General features: G+C 63.8%; 18 protein-coding genes. 15 read left to right on the top strand and 3 right to left on the bottom strand.

Features of this window, described 5'->3' with window-relative positions; genetic code table 11:
* The first annotated feature begins 4 nt into the window (after positions 1–4).
* From AB688_RS20095 to AB688_RS20025, 15 genes are all read left to right on the top strand, one after another.
* Positions 5–772: a heme ABC transporter permease gene (locus AB688_RS20095; protein ID WP_063545668.1), complete on the top strand. Its 768-nt coding sequence runs from the start codon at positions 5–7 to the stop codon at positions 770–772.
* On the top strand, positions 769–945 hold the full coding sequence (ccmD, locus tag AB688_RS20090; protein ID WP_063545667.1) for a heme exporter protein CcmD: 177 nt from the start codon (positions 769–771) through the stop codon (positions 943–945). The genes AB688_RS20095 and ccmD overlap by 4 nt, the downstream gene beginning before the upstream one ends.
* The gene (ccmE, locus tag AB688_RS20085; RefSeq protein WP_054895613.1) at positions 942–1,397 is read left to right on the top strand and encodes a cytochrome c maturation protein CcmE; all 456 of its coding nucleotides are present in this window, start codon (positions 942–944) and stop codon (positions 1,395–1,397) included. Before ccmD ends, ccmE begins: the two co-directional genes overlap by 4 nt.
* Before the next feature lie 11 nt (positions 1,398–1,408).
* A complete protein-coding gene (locus tag AB688_RS20080) occupies positions 1,409–3,382 on the top strand; it encodes a heme lyase CcmF/NrfE family subunit (protein WP_196759908.1) in 1,974 nt (657 codons plus the stop codon).
* Positions 3,379–3,915, top strand: a complete 537-nt coding sequence (locus AB688_RS20075; protein WP_063545665.1) for a DsbE family thiol:disulfide interchange protein — start codon at positions 3,379–3,381, stop codon at positions 3,913–3,915. The genes AB688_RS20080 and AB688_RS20075 overlap by 4 nt, the downstream gene beginning before the upstream one ends.
* On the top strand, positions 3,912–4,388 hold the full coding sequence (locus tag AB688_RS20070; RefSeq protein WP_063545664.1) for a cytochrome c-type biogenesis protein: 477 nt from the start codon (positions 3,912–3,914) through the stop codon (positions 4,386–4,388). The genes AB688_RS20075 and AB688_RS20070 overlap by 4 nt, the downstream gene beginning before the upstream one ends.
* Positions 4,381–5,568, top strand: a complete 1,188-nt coding sequence (ccmI, locus tag AB688_RS20065; RefSeq protein ID WP_063545663.1) for a c-type cytochrome biogenesis protein CcmI — start codon at positions 4,381–4,383, stop codon at positions 5,566–5,568. The genes AB688_RS20070 and ccmI overlap by 8 nt, the downstream gene beginning before the upstream one ends.
* A gap of 12 nt (positions 5,569–5,580) precedes the next feature.
* The gene (locus tag AB688_RS20060) at positions 5,581–6,006 is read left to right on the top strand and encodes a hypothetical protein (protein ID WP_063545662.1); all 426 of its coding nucleotides are present in this window, start codon (positions 5,581–5,583) and stop codon (positions 6,004–6,006) included.
* Between the two features lie 103 nt (positions 6,007–6,109).
* The gene (locus AB688_RS20055) at positions 6,110–7,048 is read left to right on the top strand and encodes a 2-hydroxyacid dehydrogenase (protein WP_063545661.1); all 939 of its coding nucleotides are present in this window, start codon (positions 6,110–6,112) and stop codon (positions 7,046–7,048) included.
* Positions 7,049–7,085: 37 nt separating this feature from the next.
* Positions 7,086–7,874 carry a PhzF family phenazine biosynthesis protein gene (locus AB688_RS20050; protein ID WP_063545660.1) on the top strand — a complete coding sequence of 263 codons (789 nt, stop codon included), beginning with the start codon at positions 7,086–7,088 and terminating at the stop codon, positions 7,872–7,874.
* Between the two features lie 124 nt (positions 7,875–7,998).
* On the top strand, positions 7,999–8,403 hold the full coding sequence (locus AB688_RS20045; RefSeq protein ID WP_063545659.1) for a GFA family protein: 405 nt from the start codon (positions 7,999–8,001) through the stop codon (positions 8,401–8,403).
* A 198-nt stretch (positions 8,404–8,601) separates the two neighbouring features.
* Positions 8,602–8,940 (top strand): FKBP-type peptidyl-prolyl cis-trans isomerase, encoded by a 339-nt coding sequence (locus tag AB688_RS20040; protein ID WP_054894778.1) that lies wholly within the window; start codon positions 8,602–8,604, stop codon positions 8,938–8,940.
* Between the two features lie 174 nt (positions 8,941–9,114).
* Complete coding sequence (locus tag AB688_RS20035; RefSeq protein WP_054894750.1) at positions 9,115–9,774, top strand: hypothetical protein; 660 nt, start codon at positions 9,115–9,117, stop codon at positions 9,772–9,774.
* 116 nt (positions 9,775–9,890) lie between these two features.
* Positions 9,891–10,391, top strand: a complete 501-nt coding sequence (locus AB688_RS20030) for a hypothetical protein (protein WP_063545658.1) — start codon at positions 9,891–9,893, stop codon at positions 10,389–10,391.
* On the top strand, positions 10,378–10,623 hold the full coding sequence (locus AB688_RS20025; RefSeq protein WP_063545657.1) for a hypothetical protein: 246 nt from the start codon (positions 10,378–10,380) through the stop codon (positions 10,621–10,623). The genes AB688_RS20030 and AB688_RS20025 overlap by 14 nt, the downstream gene beginning before the upstream one ends.
* A gap of 79 nt (positions 10,624–10,702) precedes the next feature.
* Here AB688_RS20025 and AB688_RS20020 read toward each other — a convergent pair whose 3' ends face one another.
* The 3 genes from AB688_RS20020 to AB688_RS20010 form a co-directional block, all read right to left on the bottom strand.
* Positions 10,703–11,431 (bottom strand): aspartate/glutamate racemase family protein, encoded by a 729-nt coding sequence (locus tag AB688_RS20020; RefSeq protein ID WP_054894753.1) that lies wholly within the window; start codon positions 11,429–11,431, stop codon positions 10,703–10,705.
* 17 nt (positions 11,432–11,448) lie between these two features.
* Positions 11,449–12,984 carry an NCS1 family nucleobase:cation symporter-1 gene (locus tag AB688_RS20015; RefSeq protein ID WP_063545656.1) on the bottom strand — a complete coding sequence of 512 codons (1,536 nt, stop codon included), beginning with the start codon at positions 12,982–12,984 and terminating at the stop codon, positions 11,449–11,451.
* A 431-nt stretch (positions 12,985–13,415) separates the two neighbouring features.
* Positions 13,416–13,853, bottom strand: coding sequence for an Lrp/AsnC family transcriptional regulator (locus AB688_RS20010; protein ID WP_063545655.1), 438 nt, complete (start codon positions 13,851–13,853; stop codon positions 13,416–13,418).
* Positions 13,854–13,881: the final 28 nt, after the last annotated feature.

Here is a 13,881-nt window from a genome sequence, read left to right as displayed (position 1 = left end):
CCTGATGAAAATGAGCTGGACGTGGTTCCACAAACTGGGTTCCCCCAAATGGTTCTATGCCATCAGCGGCCGCATGCTGCCGTGGCTGACCATCGCTGCGGTGCTCCTGCTGCTGGTGGGCATCGCCTGGGGCCTGGCTTTCGCCCCGCAGGACTACCAGCAGGGCAACAGCTTCCGCATCATCTATATCCACGTCCCTGCGGCCATGCTCGCGCAGTCCTGCTACGTGCTGCTGGCGGTCGCCGGTGTGGTGGGGCTGGTGTGGAAGATGAAGCTGGCCGACGTCGCCCTGCAGTGCGCCGCCCCCATCGGCGCCTGGATGACCGCAGTGGCGCTGGTCACCGGGGCGATCTGGGGCAAACCGACCTGGGGCAGCTGGTGGGTGTGGGACGCGCGCCTGACCTCGATGCTGATCCTGCTGTTCCTGTACTTCGGCATCATCGCTCTGGGCCAGGCCATCAGTAACCGTGACAGCGCCGCCAAGGCCTGCGCGGTGCTGGCCATCGTCGGCGTGGTCAACATCCCGATCATCAAGTACTCGGTGGAGTGGTGGAACACCCTGCACCAGGGCGCCACCTTCACCCTCACCGAAAAACCGGCCATGCCCGCCGAGATGTGGCTGCCGCTATTGCTGACGGTGCTGGGGTTCTATTGCTTCTTCGGCGCCGTGCTGCTGCTGCGCATGCGCCTTGAAGTGCTCAAGCGCGAAGCGCGTGCCAGTTGGGTGCGCGAAGAGGTGCTCAGCAGCCTGGGCCGGGAGATCGTGCGATGAGTTTCGCCTCTTTCAGTGATTTCCTCGCCATGGGCCATCATGGCCTGTACGTGTGGTCGGCCTATGGCATCTGCCTCACGGTACTGGCGATCAATGTCGCCCTGCCGCTACTGGCCCGCCGCCGCTACCTGCAAGAAGAGGCGCGCCGTCTGCGCCGGGAGAACCACCAGTGAATCCGCAGCGCAAGAAACGTCTGTTGCTCATCCTCGGCCTGCTGGTCGGCGTCGCCGTGGCCCTGGGCTTTGCCCTGAGTGCCCTGCAGCAGAACATCAACCTGTTCTACACGCCCACCCAGATCGCCAACGGCGAGGCACCGCAGGACACACGCATTCGCGCCGGCGGCATGGTCGAGAAGGGCTCGGTGCAGCGCTCGGCCGACTCGCTCGACGTACGCTTCGTGGTCACCGACTTCAACAAATCGGTGCCGATCACCTACCGTGGCATCCTCCCGGACCTGTTCCGCGAAGGGCAGGGCATCGTTGCCTTGGGCAAGCTCAACGCCGAGGGCGTGGTGGTGGCTGACGAGGTGCTGGCCAAGCACGACGAGAAGTACATGCCGCCTGAAGTGACCAAGGCGCTCAAGGAGAGCGGCCAGGCCGCCACTGCCGGCGAGGTCAAGCCATGAACGCTGCCCTGGTGATCCCCGAGCTTGGCCAGTTGGCGATGATCCTGGCGATCTGTTTTGCCGTGGTGCAGGCCAGCGTGCCGCTGCTCGGTGCCTGGCGTGGCGACCGTCTCTGGATGAGTCTGGCGCGCCCTGCGGCCTGGGGCCAGTTCGCCTTCCTCGCCTTTGCCTTCGCCTGCCTCACCCACGCCTTCATGACCGACAATTTCTCGGTCGCCTATGTCGCCCACAACTCCAACACCGCACTGCCCTGGTACTACAAGTTCAGCGCTGTGTGGGGCGCCCACGAAGGCTCGCTGCTGCTCTGGGCGTTGATCCTGGGTGGCTGGACCTTCGCCGTGTCGGTGTTCTCGCGCCAGTTGCCGCAAGTGATGCTGGCGCGTGTGCTGGCGGTGATGGGCATGATCAGCACCGGTTTCCTGTCGTTCCTGATCATCACCTCCAACCCGTTCACCCGCCTGCTGCCGCAGGTGCCTACCGACGGTCGCGATCTCAATCCGCTGCTGCAGGACTTCGGCCTGATCGTCCATCCGCCGATGCTGTACATGGGCTACGTGGGCTTCTCGGTGGCCTTCGCCTTTGCCATCGCGGCGCTGCTCGGTGGTCGCCTGGATGCCGCCTGGGCGCGCTGGTCGCGGCCCTGGACCATCGTCGCCTGGGCCTTCCTCGGCATCGGCATCACGCTCGGCTCCTGGTGGGCCTACTATGAGCTGGGCTGGGGCGGCTGGTGGTTCTGGGATCCGGTGGAAAACGCCTCGTTCATGCCATGGCTGGTCGGCACTGCGCTGATTCACTCGCTGGCAGTGACCGAAAAGCGCGGGGTGTTCAAGAGCTGGACCGTGCTGCTCGCCATCGCGGCGTTCTCGCTGAGCCTGCTGGGTACCTTCCTGGTGCGCTCCGGGGTGCTGACCTCGGTACATGCCTTCGCCGCCGACCCGTCGCGCGGTGTGTTCATCCTGATCTTCCTGCTGTTCGTGGTCGGCGGCTCGCTGACCCTGTTCGCCCTGCGCGCACCGGTGGTCAAGAGCCACGTGGGCTTTGGCCTGTGGTCGCGCGAGACGCTGCTGCTGGCCAACAACCTGGTGCTGGTGGTGGCTGCCTCGATGATCCTGCTGGGCACGCTCTACCCGCTGGTGCTCGACGCCCTGACCGGCGCCAAGCTGTCGGTCGGCCCACCTTACTTCGATGCGTTGTTCCTGCCGTTGATGGCGCTGCTGATGGTAGTGCTGGCGATTGGTGTGCTGGTGCGCTGGAAGGATACGCCTGGCAGATGGCTGTTCGGCATGCTGACGCCGGTGCTGATCGGCAGCGCGATCCTGGCGCCGGTCGCCGGGCTGATCGTCGACGACTTCGACTGGCCGGCGCTCAGCGTCTTCGCCCTGGCCGCCTGGGTGGTGCTCGGCGGGGTGCGCGATATTCTCGACAAGACCCGTCACAAGGGCCTGCTCAAGGGACTGCGCGGCCTGCACCGCAGCTACTGGGGCATGCACCTGGCCCACCTGGGGCTAGTTGTTTGTGCCCTGGGCGTGGTGCTGTCGAGCAACAACAGCGCCGAGCGCGACCTGCGCCTGGCGCCGGGCGAAAGCGTCGAACTGGGCGGTTATCACTTCCTGTTCGAGGGCGCCAGGCACTTCGAGGGGCCGAACTTCATCTCCGACAGGGGCACCATCCGTGTGTCGCGTGAGGGGCGTGAAGTGACCGTGCTGCACCCGGAAAAACGCCTGTACACCGTGCAGCAATCGATGATGACCGAGGCCGGTATCGATGCCGGCTTTACCCGCGACCTCTATGTCGCCCTGGGCGAGCCACTGGAGAACGGTGCCTGGGCGGTACGGGTACACATCAAGCCCTATGTGCGCTGGATCTGGCTGGGCGGCTTGCTGACCGCACTGGGCGGGCTGCTCGCAGCGCTCGATCGGCGTTATCGCGTCAAGGTCACGGCGCGGGTGCGCGATACATTGGGCCTGTCTGGAGCGACGGCATGAAGCGTTGGATCATGGTAGTGCCATTGGCGGTGTTCCTGCTGATGGCCGTGTTTCTGTACAAGGGGCTGTTCCTCAAGCCCGATGAACTGCCGTCGGCGATGATCGGCAAGCCATTCCCGGCATTCTCGCTGCAGAGCGTGCAGGGCGACCGGACCCTGACCCAGGCCGACCTGCAGGGGCGACCGGCGCTGGTCAACGTCTGGGGCACCTGGTGCCCATCGTGCAAGGTCGAGCACCCTTATTTGAACCAACTGGCCGAGCAAGGCGTGGTGATCCACGGCATCAACTACAAGGACGACAACGCCGCCGCGCTCAAATGGCTGGCCGAGTTCCACAACCCTTACCAGCTCGACATCCGCGACGAGCAGGGCACCCTGGGCCTGGACCTTGGCGTGTACGGCGCGCCGGAAACCTTCCTCATCGACGCCAAAGGCATCATCCGCTACAAGCATGTCGGTGTGGTCGATGCCACGGTCTGGCGCGAGCAACTGGCGCCGCTTTACCAGGGGCTGGTCGATGAGGGGCGGCCATGAAGCGCTGGCTTGCCGCCGCCGTACTTGGCTTGAGCCTGGCCGGCATGGCCAGGGCGGCCATCGATACCTATCAGTTCCGCGACGATGCCGAGCGCGAGCGCTACCAGCAACTGACCAAGGAACTGCGCTGCCCCAAGTGCCAGAACCAGGACATCGCCGACTCCAACGCACCGATCGCCGCCGACCTGCGCCGGGAGATCTTCCGCATGCTCGGCGAAAACCAGAGCAACCAGCAGATCATCGACTTCATGGTCGATCGCTACGGCGACTTCGTACGCTACAAGCCAGCGCTGACGGCGCGTACCTGGTTGCTCTGGTTCGGCCCTGGCGTGTTGCTGGCTGGCGGCTTCGTGGTGCTGGCGGTGATCGTCCGTCGGCGCCGCAGCCCGGTGGCGCAGGGCAACTCCGAACTCTCCGTGGACGAACGCGAACGTCTCGCCAAACTGCTGGATAAAGAACAGACCCATGACTGAATTCTGGCTGAGTGCGGGCCTGCTGTTGCTCGCCGCCCTGGCTTTCCTGCTGATCCCGATCCTGCGTGGCCGCCGCCAGCAGCAGGCCGAAGAAGACCGCACCGCGCTCAACGTGGCCTTGTATCAGGAGCGGGTCGCTGAGTTGACTGCGCAGCAGGAGGCCGGGGTGCTCGACGCCGGGCAACTGGCCAAGGGCCGCGACGAGGCGGCCCGTGAACTGCTGTCCGATACCGAATGTAGCGAGGCGCCGCGTCAGGGGCATCTGGGCAAGACCCTGCCGCTGGTGGCTGCCGTGCTGGTGCCGGTAATGGCGCTGGGGTTGTACCTGCATTTCGGCGCCGCCGACAAGGTCGAGCTGACCCGTGAGTTCGCCGATGCGCCGAAAACCATGCAGGAGATGACCACGCGCCTGGAGCGTGCCGTGCAGGCCCAGCCGGACTCTGCCGAGGGCCTGTATTTCCTCGGCCGCGCCTACATGGCCGACCAGCGTCCAGGCGATGCCGCCAAGGCCTTCGAGCGTGCGGTCGCCCTGGTCGGTCGTGAACCCGAGCTGCTCGGGCAGTGGGCCCAGGCGCAGTACTTCGCTGCCGACAAGCAGTGGAGTGCGCAACTGCAGAGCCTGACCGACGAAGCGCTCAAGGCCGACCCGAACGAGGTTACCAGCCTGGGGCTGCGCGGCATTGCTGCCTTCGAGGGCGAGCGCTACCAGGAAGCGATCGATTACTGGCAACGCCTGCTGTCGCAACTGCCCGAAGGCGACGCCTCGCGCGCTGCCTTGCAGGGTGGTATCGACCGTGCCGCCGACAAGCTCAAGGCCGATGGCGGCAAGCCGGTGCAGGCGGCGAGCCTGACCGTGCGTGTCGAGCTGGCCGCAGCGCTCAAGGACAAGGTCAAGCCGGACGACACCGTGTTCATCTTCGCCCGCGCCAGCAACGGCCCGCCGATGCCGCTGGCGGCCAAGCGGGTGACGGTGGCGCAGTTGCCGATCGAAGTACAGCTGTCGGATGCCGACGCGATGATGCCGCAGATGAAACTGTCGGACTTCGCTGAAGTCCAACTGGTTGCGCGCGTATCGCGTGCCGGCCAGCCGACCCAGGGCGAGTGGATCGGCCAGAGCGCGCCGCTGGCTACCCGCGGCCAGCCAACCCAGCAGCTGACCATCGACCGACCCGACCGATAAGAGATTGCCGCCATGAACCGCAGCGTACGCCTGACCCTGATCACCCTGGCCCTGGGGCTTTCTGCCTGTACGGTGCACCAACCAGGCGAGCGCGAGTCGCTGCCACCGATCGAGACCACGCCACCACCGCACCAGGTGCCGGTGGTCAAGCCGCTACCGGGCGGACAGCCCGCACCGCAGCCTGGCGCGCCGTCCGGTATTCCCAAGCCGATGCCACGCACCTCCGCGAGCTTCGCGCCCCCGCCAGGCGGTGCCAGCCACTGGGACCCGAAGCTTGGCGTCTATGTGCTGGAGAAGCAGCCCAACACCTTCTATCGTCAGCGCACCTACTACCGTTATGACAAGGGCTGGAGCTGGTCGCTGAGCCCCAATGGCCCCTGGCAGGAAACCGACAGCAGCGGTGTGCCGGGTGGATTGGGCAGGGCCTTCGCGCAGTAAGTATCCTTCACGTCCCTGTCGTGGGCTCGCCCCCGCGATAGAGGCCCTCGCAGTCTCCCGCCGAACTGGCATAATCCCCCTCTGAATCGAACCGGAGGGTGGCATGAGCAAGACAGTCCTGGTACTGGTGGAAACCGTCGATGATTACCTGCCGCTGCTGGAGCAGGCCGGTTACCGCCTGATTCGTGCCCCATCCCCGCAACAGCGTGCACAAGCCATCGCCCAGCATGCCGAGCAGATCGACGCTGTCCTCACCCGTGGCCCGCTGGGCCTGACCGGTGCTGAAATCCAGGCACTGCCCAAACTCGAAATCATCTGCGTGATCGGCGCAGGCTATGAGCAGGTCGACCTGGCCGCCGCGAAGGCCCGTGGCATCACCGTCACCAATGGTGCTGGCGCCAACGCAGGCCCGGTCGCCGATCACGCCATGGCCCTGTTGCTGGCGATGTTGCGCGACATTCCCCGGGCCGATGCCAGCACCCGGCGCGGTGAATGGAACCGAGTCATCAGCCCATCGGTGAGTGGCAAGCGCCTTGGCATCATCGGCCTTGGCGCCATCGGCCAGGCCATCGCCAAGCGTGCAGCCCAGGGCTTCGACATGAGCGTCAGCTACCACAGTCGCACGCCGCGTGGTGATGTGCCCTACACCTGGTACGACAGCCCGTTGCAACTGGCCCAGGCCGTGGACATCCTGGTGATCGCCACCCCGGGTGGTGCCGGTACCCTGCATCTGGTCGATGCCCCGGTGCTCGAGGCGCTGGGGGGCGAGGGGTATCTGGTCAATATCGCCCGCGCGAGCGTGGTCGATACCCAGGCACTGGTGCAGGCATTGCAGGCAGGCGTCATCGCTGGCGCAGCATTGGATGTCTTCGATGACGAGCCTGCCGTGCCCGAGGCACTCAAGGTGTTGGGCAATACCGTGCTGACCCCGCATGTCGCCGGCCAGTCGCCGGAAGCGGCGCGCGACACCGTGACCCTGGTGCTGCGCAATCTCCAGGCATTCTTCGCTGGCGAACCGGTGCTCACGCCAGTACTGTCGTAATCCCAGCTTTCGATCCCGCCTGACAAGGAGTGTGTGCATGCAACTTGAGATCTTCCAGGTCGATGCTTTTTCGGCCGAACCTTTTGGCGGTAACCCGGCGGCGGTGATTCCGCTGGACAGCTGGCTGCCGGACGATGTGCTGCAGCGCATCGCCGAAGAGAACAACCTGTCCGAGACGGCCTACTTCGTGCGTAACGGCGAAGGCTTCGACCTGCGCTGGTTCACCCCGGCCGTGGAGGTCGATTTGTGCGGCCACGCCACCCTGGCTTCGGCCTGGGTGTTGTTCGAGCAGTTGCATGAGCAGGCCGATGTGTTGCGCTTCAATACCCGCAGCGGTGAGTTGCGCGTCAGTCGCGGTGCAGATGGCTTGCTGGCCATGGACTTCCCGGCCAAGCAACCTGTGGCGGTGGACATCCCCGATGGCCTGCTCGAGGCCCTCGGTCTGCCGAGCGCCCGCGCGCTGTACCGCTCGGATGACTTCGTGGTGGTGATCGACGATGCAGCGTTGATGGATCCGCTCAAGCCCGATTTCGTCGCGCTGTCGGCCTTCGATGTGCGTGGCATTGCCGTGACTGCGCCGGGGCGCGGCTTCGACTTTGTCACCCGCTGGTTCGGCCCTCGAGTGGGGATCAACGAAGATCCGGTGACCGGCTCGGCACACACCTCGCTGGCGCCTTACTGGTCCGAGCGCCTCGGCAAGCGCAGCCTCAGCTGCGAGCAGGGCGGGGTGCGCAAGGGGCAGTTGCAGTGCGAGGTGCCGGGTAACGGCCGAGTGATCATCAGCGGGCGTGGGGCGCTGTATATGCGAGGGACAGTGTTCATCTGACTGGCGAGGGTGGCTTGCGGGCCTCTTGTGGGAGCGGCGGTTCGCCGGTGCGACTTGCCCGCGAAGAGGGCTGTAGCTGCACCGCTATACTTTGCAGCTTCCTCACCCGCCAGGAGCCCCTCCCATGTCTCACACCAAGCACGGCGCGTGCCTCTGCGGCGCCACCCGCCTGACTGCCACGGTCGACAACCTCGAAGTCAACGCTTGCCACTGCAGCATGTGCCGCACCTGGGCCGGAGGCCCGATGTTGGCCGTGCACTGCACCCAGCCGCCCAGTTTCGAAGGCGCTGTTCCCAGCGTCTTCCGCTCCTCCGACTGGGCCGAGCGGGGCTTTTGCGGGCAGTGTGGCACTCACCTTTACTACCGCCTGATCGCCAAGAACGAATACGCGTTGCCGGTCGGCCTGCTCAAAGGCGATGACTGGCAGTTCACGATGCAGATCTACGTCGACGAGCGCCCGAGCTGGTACTGCTTCTCCAATCAGACCCAGGACCTCACCGGCGAGCAGGTCATGCAGCTGTTCAGCTAAGCGCGTTTCGCAACCATTCGGCGAAATTGTGGGATTGCATGCCGGACTGGCCCGACTTGACTGGAGACGGCAGCCATCGTGAAGGTGATCGGCGGCGTCCGGTGGTCGATGCGCCAGCACGACGTCGCCCCCGGACTTGCCAAATCCGTGCATTCCTGAGAAAAGGGCGGCCTCGAAATCTGCCGCAAGGAAATGACCGTGACTCAGGAACTGCACATCACCGAGATCCAGGAAGGCGACGGCAAGGCCGTGGTCAAAGGCGCCCTGATCACCACCCAGTACACCGGCTGGCTGGCCGACGGCAGCGAGTTCGACTCGTCCTGGTCGCGCGGCAAGCCCTTCCAGTGCGTGATCGGTACCGGCCGGGTGATCAAGGGCTGGGACCAGGGTCTGATGGGCATGCGCGTGGGCGGCAAGCGCAGGCTGCAGGTACCCGCGCACCTGGGCTATGGCGAGCGCTCGGTGGGCAGCATCCCGCCGAACTCGGACCTGACCTTCGAGATCGAGTTGCTCGAGGTGCTGACGCGGGATGATTGATGTCCGGTTGTTGCAAGGGTGACGTAATTCGGCAACATCGATGGTCCAACATGGCTGCTGCCAGGGAGGGCCAGCATGGAAGAGCCCATCAGGCGGCCGGTGCCTTGCACCGCCGCCGGCAAGGATGGTGCACAAGCAAGGATGCTCCCCGTCCTTAGCCGAACGAGCCCTGCCATGAAGTGGATGCAATACCTGCGACGCCGTCACCTGTTTCTCGGTCTCACCCTCGCCGCGGTGCTGATACCGCTGACCCTCGATGTGGTGCAAAGTCGCGACCAGCACGGTGATGGAACCCAGACGCTGGTGTTCCTGCGCCATGCCGAGAAGCCCGGCGAGGGGCTGGGGCAACTGAACTGCCAGGGCCTCAACCGCGCCATCGACCTGGCCACGTTGCTGCCGGAGCGTTTCGGCGCTGCCGACTACGTGTTCGCCGCCGACCCCGGTCGGCATGTCGAGGAGGGCAGCGAGGATAAACGCTACAGCTACATCCGTCCGCTCATGACCATCAGCCCCAGCGCCATCCGCCTCGGGCTGCCGGTCAATATCGACTTCGGCGCCAACGACTACGACGATCTCGCCGAAGAACTGCTGCGCGCCAAGTACCGCAACGCCACGGTCTATACCGCCTGGTCGCACGGCTACCTCCCAGACCTGATCAACGCCGTGGCTGGCAAGGCCCTGGGCGAGAAGCGCGTCATCACCTCGGACTGGGACGGCGATGATTTCGACACGCTCTACGTCATCACCCTGACCTGGCATGACGGCAAGGCCACCATGCTCAGCCGCAACGTGCGTCAGGAACTCGATGGTGGGTCCGAGGTTTGCCCGACCTGATTCAGACGTTTCTGACTCGGTCGGGGTGTCCAGACCGACTTATTTCCAGGTGACGACAAGGCACTGTTCACGGGTTTCCGGAAATTCGATACCGGGCGTGAGGAGTGCGGGGTTGCATGGAAATCGATCGGTCTTATCGGTTCATCGGTCATCGCGGCGTGACCTTCGATGTCATCGAGTTCACCGTGAGGGCCGATAACTGCTGCTGGCTCAATACGCTGCATATTCCAACAGCGGGCCGACATCAGTATCGCGTGGTCGGCAAGGTGAAGGAACTGTACGAGCGGATGCAGACCGGGCAGTTGCCCTGCGTGATGGTGGTGGCGGTTTCATTGCCGTTGACGCGTGAGCAGGGGGATGCTCTGAACTCACAGCGCTGGACAGTCGCTGCTCTGGTGTCGGCAGGGGGGGCTGCAGTCACCGGGACGTTCGCCCCGGCGTTGGTAGTTGGTGCGGCAAAGATGGGCACATTCGCTTTTGTCTCCAATCGTCTGCCAACGTTTCACGCGGGTGATGTCTTGGTATCAGTCGAGGCCAAGGTCCAGGGCGGTATTGGTCCGCAACGCAGTTCTACTTCCCTGTTACTGAAAGCTGGGGTTGAACATGTCGTTCGATGATCTGCTGCAGCCGATTTTGATCATGATCATCTGGTGGACACTGGATCGCTGGACCGTATCACCCTGGCGCGGATGGGTAGGGCTGGCCCTTCTAGCGGGGGGCTTGACCAGCTCTTTATGGACCGAAATGTGGAGAGTTTTCGGTCACGAAATAATCATGTGGAAGTCGTCCGCTGTATCCATCGGCATTTTTCTCATGCTGCGCAGCAACCGGCATGTCGACAAGTCGTAAGCATCACTGGGAGAGTGGGTCAGCTTGTGACAAGGCCGCCGCGCCTTCAGGATGACGATACGGCGGCCTCGAGCTGAATTTACCGCCCCAGCCGCATCGGCCAGCCCACCACCTTCTTCACCCGTGGCGTCGCATAGGTGCGCACTTTCGACGTGCTCAACCCCAATCGCACCAGCGATTCGGCGATGGTCACCGCGGCGCTCACGCCATCGACCACCGGCACGCCGGTACGCTGGCGAATCTGTTCGTCGAGCCCGGCCATGCCGCCGCAGCCCAGGCAGATCACCTCGGCCTTGTCGTCACGCACGGCACGCTCGGCCTGTTCGACGATGGCCTCCACGGCGCGCTGCGGATCAGCCTCCAGTTCCAGTACGGCCAGGCCGCTGGCCCGTACCGAGGCGCAGCGGTCGTAGAGTCCGGACAGCTTCAGGCGATCCTCGATCAGCGGCACGGTGCGGTCCAGCGTGGTGACTACCGAGTAGGCATGGCCCAGGTACATCGCGGTGCTGGCGGCGGCATCGGTGATGTCCACCACCGGTACATTGAGCAACTCCTGCAAACCTTCGCGGCCGTGCTCGCCGTACCCGGCCTGGATCACCGCGTCGTAGGGCTGGTCGTAGGCCAGCACCCGGTCCATCACGGCGATGGCGGCCAGATAGCTCTCGAAATTTCCCTCCACCGACTCCGCGCCGAACCAGGGCGTCAGCCCGACGATCTCCGTGCCGGGCGCTGCAACGCTGCGCGCCTGTTCGGCAATGGCCTCGGTGATGGCTTCGGTGGTGTTGACGTTGACGATCAGAATACGCATCAAAGAACTTCCCTTGATCAATGGCTGCTGTGGTCGACGGCGATGGCTTCGCCGCTGACGTCGAGGTACTGGCGATTGCGCGGTGCGATCAGCAGGTAGAGCGCGGCCGCGGTACCTGCGCCGATCAGCCAGGAGAATGGCGCGACGCTGTGGAAGTGCGGTACCAGCGCCAGCACGATCGCCAGCAGGGCCGATGGAATGAACGCCGCGAGCGCCCGAAGGTTGATGCCACGCGAGTAGTGATAGGCGCCGGCCGGGTTCTCGCTGTACAGCTCCGGCACGTTGACCCGGCCTTTGCGCAGCAGCCAGTAGTCGGACATGATCACGCCGTACAGCGGGCCGAGCAGGGCGCCCAGGCCGGACAGGAAGTACACGATCACCAGCGGGCTGTTGTACAGGTTCCACGGCAGGATCAGCACCGCCACGGTGGCACTGATCAGCCCGGCGCGGCGGAAGTTCAGGTGGCGTGGTGCCAGGTTGCTGAGCACGAAGGCCGGGGCGACGAAGTTGGCCATGATGTTCACCGCGACGGTGACGATCAGGAAGGCCATGCAGCCCAGGACCAGGAACAGGGTGTTGGGGATGGTAGCGACGATCTGGGTCGGGCTGTCTATCACCTGGCCGTTGATCTGGAACTGTGCGCCGCACAGCACCACGGTGATCACCGCAAATACCAGGATGTTCACTGGCAGTCCCCAGAAATTGCCGACGCGGATGGTCCTGCGGCATGGCGAGGACCGGGCGAAGTCGCAGAAGTTGAGCACCAGGGTGCCGTAGATTGCCAGCCAGAGCGCGCCACCGGCAAAGATGTTGCGCCACATCTCGTAGCCGGTCAGCGGATCGGCCACCGACCAGGCGATGCGCGCATCGTTCTTGAAGAACATCCAGGCGGCCAGGCTCGCCACGGTCAGCAGGATCACCGGCCCGGCGAAACCTTCGTAACGGCGCACCATCTCCATGCCGTAGGCGAGGATCACCAACTGCACGATCCAGATCGCCACGAAGCATACCCAGCCCAGGCTCGACAATCCGAGAATGCTGTCGTGGTCATAGGCGGCTACCTGTGGCCACACGGCGGTGAGCAGCACGCGCAGTACCACCGAGGCCAGGTAGGTCTGGATACCGAACCAGGCGATCGCGATCACCGCGCGGATCAGCGCGGGAATCTGCGCGCCATGGATACCGAAGGCGATGCGGCTCATGACCGGGAACGGTACGCCGGTCTTCTGGCCCATGTAGCCGGAGAGGTTCATGAAAAAGTAGACAAGCGCGGCACCGATCGCCAGAGAGACCAGAATCTGCCAGCCGCCAAGGCCCAGGGCGAACAGCCCCATGGCGAAAGAGTAGTTGGCGATGTTGTGCACATCGTTGGTCCACAAGGCGAAGATGCTGTAGCCACCCCAGCGCCGACCCTCGATGCGGGTTGGCGCAAGATCACGGTTGTGCAGGCGTGGACTCAGCTCGTACGGTCCGGCGGGGTTTTCCAGCGTGGTGGCGGTGGGGCTGGTGCTGGCAACGGAAAGTTCAGGGGCAAGGTCGAGACTGCTACTCATTCCGGCGGCTCCTGATGCGCTAGGACTGCGATGAGGCGGGCTTGCGCACGGGCTCGCCTTCTCGTCTGTGCAGCATTGGCATCACTGGGTTCAGGGTGCTAGCGGCCTGCGGGGAGGCGCTGCGTGTTCTTGTGTATTTATGTTTTGTTTAAGTTGTATACAAAACACAAGTTCACTTAAGCCAGTTCCATGCCAGAGAGAGCACAGTTTCTGAGTTGCTATTACTTTGACTTTCTCCTTTTGTTTATTAACTTTATGAAAATAAAGAACTATAAATTGACCATTTGATCAGTATTTATTTTGCATTCACTTATTAGTTGATTTTAGAGTCAATTTTTATCGGCTTTCCGGTGTAACGTGCTGGGGCGTTTCCGTAACCAGTGCACACAAAAATGGCACTCTAGGTGACATTCTTGTGTACAAATCTTGGGTCATGCCATCGGTGGCAGGCGCCGCTTGACCGGTGTCTTCTTGATGATCGCGGTGTTGGTCTCGGCCAAGGTGTTGAGCCGGTCAAGCAGGGTGTCCAGCTGTTCCATCGAGCGCACATGCAGGCGTGCGATGAAGCAGTCCTCGCCGGTAACCTTGTCGCATTCGGTGAACTCGGGAATGGCGACGATCTGCCGCTCGACTTCCTGCAATTGCCCCGGCAGCGGCCGGATTCGCACGATGGCCTGTAACTGGTAACCGAAACAGCGTGGGTCGATTTCCACGGTATAGCCGCGAAGCACGCCGCGTTCTTCCAGGCGGCGCAGCCGCTCGCTGACGCTGGGGGCGGAGAGCCCGCTGATCTGCGCCAGGGCCTTGAGCGAGCGGCGCGAATCCTCCATCAGGGCATTGATCAGCAGTTGGTCGATATCGTCGGTCATGCTTGCCTCGTCAGGTAAAAATGGAAAT

Origin of the sequence: Pseudomonas putida (assembly GCF_001636055.1) — a bacterium.
Taxonomy (GTDB): Bacteria; Pseudomonadota; Gammaproteobacteria; order Pseudomonadales; family Pseudomonadaceae; genus Aquipseudomonas; species Aquipseudomonas machongensis.
The sequence above is the reverse complement of the archived record's forward strand: the minus strand, read 5'-3'. Positions and strand labels throughout refer to the sequence as shown.

Excerpts from the sequence above, each read along its gene's own strand:
- AB688_RS20035 (WP_054894750.1), top strand. The coding sequence starts at position 9,115 with ATGAAGTGGATGCAATACCTGCGACGCCGTCACCTGTTTCTCGGTCTC.
- AB688_RS20095 (WP_063545668.1), top strand. The coding sequence starts at position 5 with ATGAAAATGAGCTGGACGTGGTTCCACAAACTGGGTTCCCCCAAATGG.
- ccmD (WP_063545667.1), top strand. The coding sequence starts at position 769 with ATGAGTTTCGCCTCTTTCAGTGATTTCCTCGCCATGGGCCATCATGGC.
- AB688_RS20020 (WP_054894753.1), bottom strand. The coding sequence starts at position 11,431 with ATGCGTATTCTGATCGTCAACGTCAACACCACCGAAGCCATCACCGAG.
- AB688_RS20055 (WP_063545661.1), top strand. The coding sequence starts at position 6,110 with ATGAGCAAGACAGTCCTGGTACTGGTGGAAACCGTCGATGATTACCTG.
- AB688_RS20075 (WP_063545665.1), top strand. The coding sequence starts at position 3,379 with ATGAAGCGTTGGATCATGGTAGTGCCATTGGCGGTGTTCCTGCTGATG.
- AB688_RS20025 (WP_063545657.1), top strand. The coding sequence starts at position 10,378 with ATGTCGTTCGATGATCTGCTGCAGCCGATTTTGATCATGATCATCTGG.
- AB688_RS20030 (WP_063545658.1), top strand. The coding sequence starts at position 9,891 with ATGGAAATCGATCGGTCTTATCGGTTCATCGGTCATCGCGGCGTGACC.
- AB688_RS20015 (WP_063545656.1), bottom strand. The coding sequence starts at position 12,984 with ATGAGTAGCAGTCTCGACCTTGCCCCTGAACTTTCCGTTGCCAGCACC.
- ccmI (WP_063545663.1), top strand. The coding sequence starts at position 4,381 with ATGACTGAATTCTGGCTGAGTGCGGGCCTGCTGTTGCTCGCCGCCCTG.
- AB688_RS20010 (WP_063545655.1), bottom strand. The coding sequence starts at position 13,853 with ATGACCGACGATATCGACCAACTGCTGATCAATGCCCTGATGGAGGAT.
- AB688_RS20070 (WP_063545664.1), top strand. The coding sequence starts at position 3,912 with ATGAAGCGCTGGCTTGCCGCCGCCGTACTTGGCTTGAGCCTGGCCGGC.
- AB688_RS20050 (WP_063545660.1), top strand. The coding sequence starts at position 7,086 with ATGCAACTTGAGATCTTCCAGGTCGATGCTTTTTCGGCCGAACCTTTT.
- AB688_RS20060 (WP_063545662.1), top strand. The coding sequence starts at position 5,581 with ATGAACCGCAGCGTACGCCTGACCCTGATCACCCTGGCCCTGGGGCTT.
- AB688_RS20045 (WP_063545659.1), top strand. The coding sequence starts at position 7,999 with ATGTCTCACACCAAGCACGGCGCGTGCCTCTGCGGCGCCACCCGCCTG.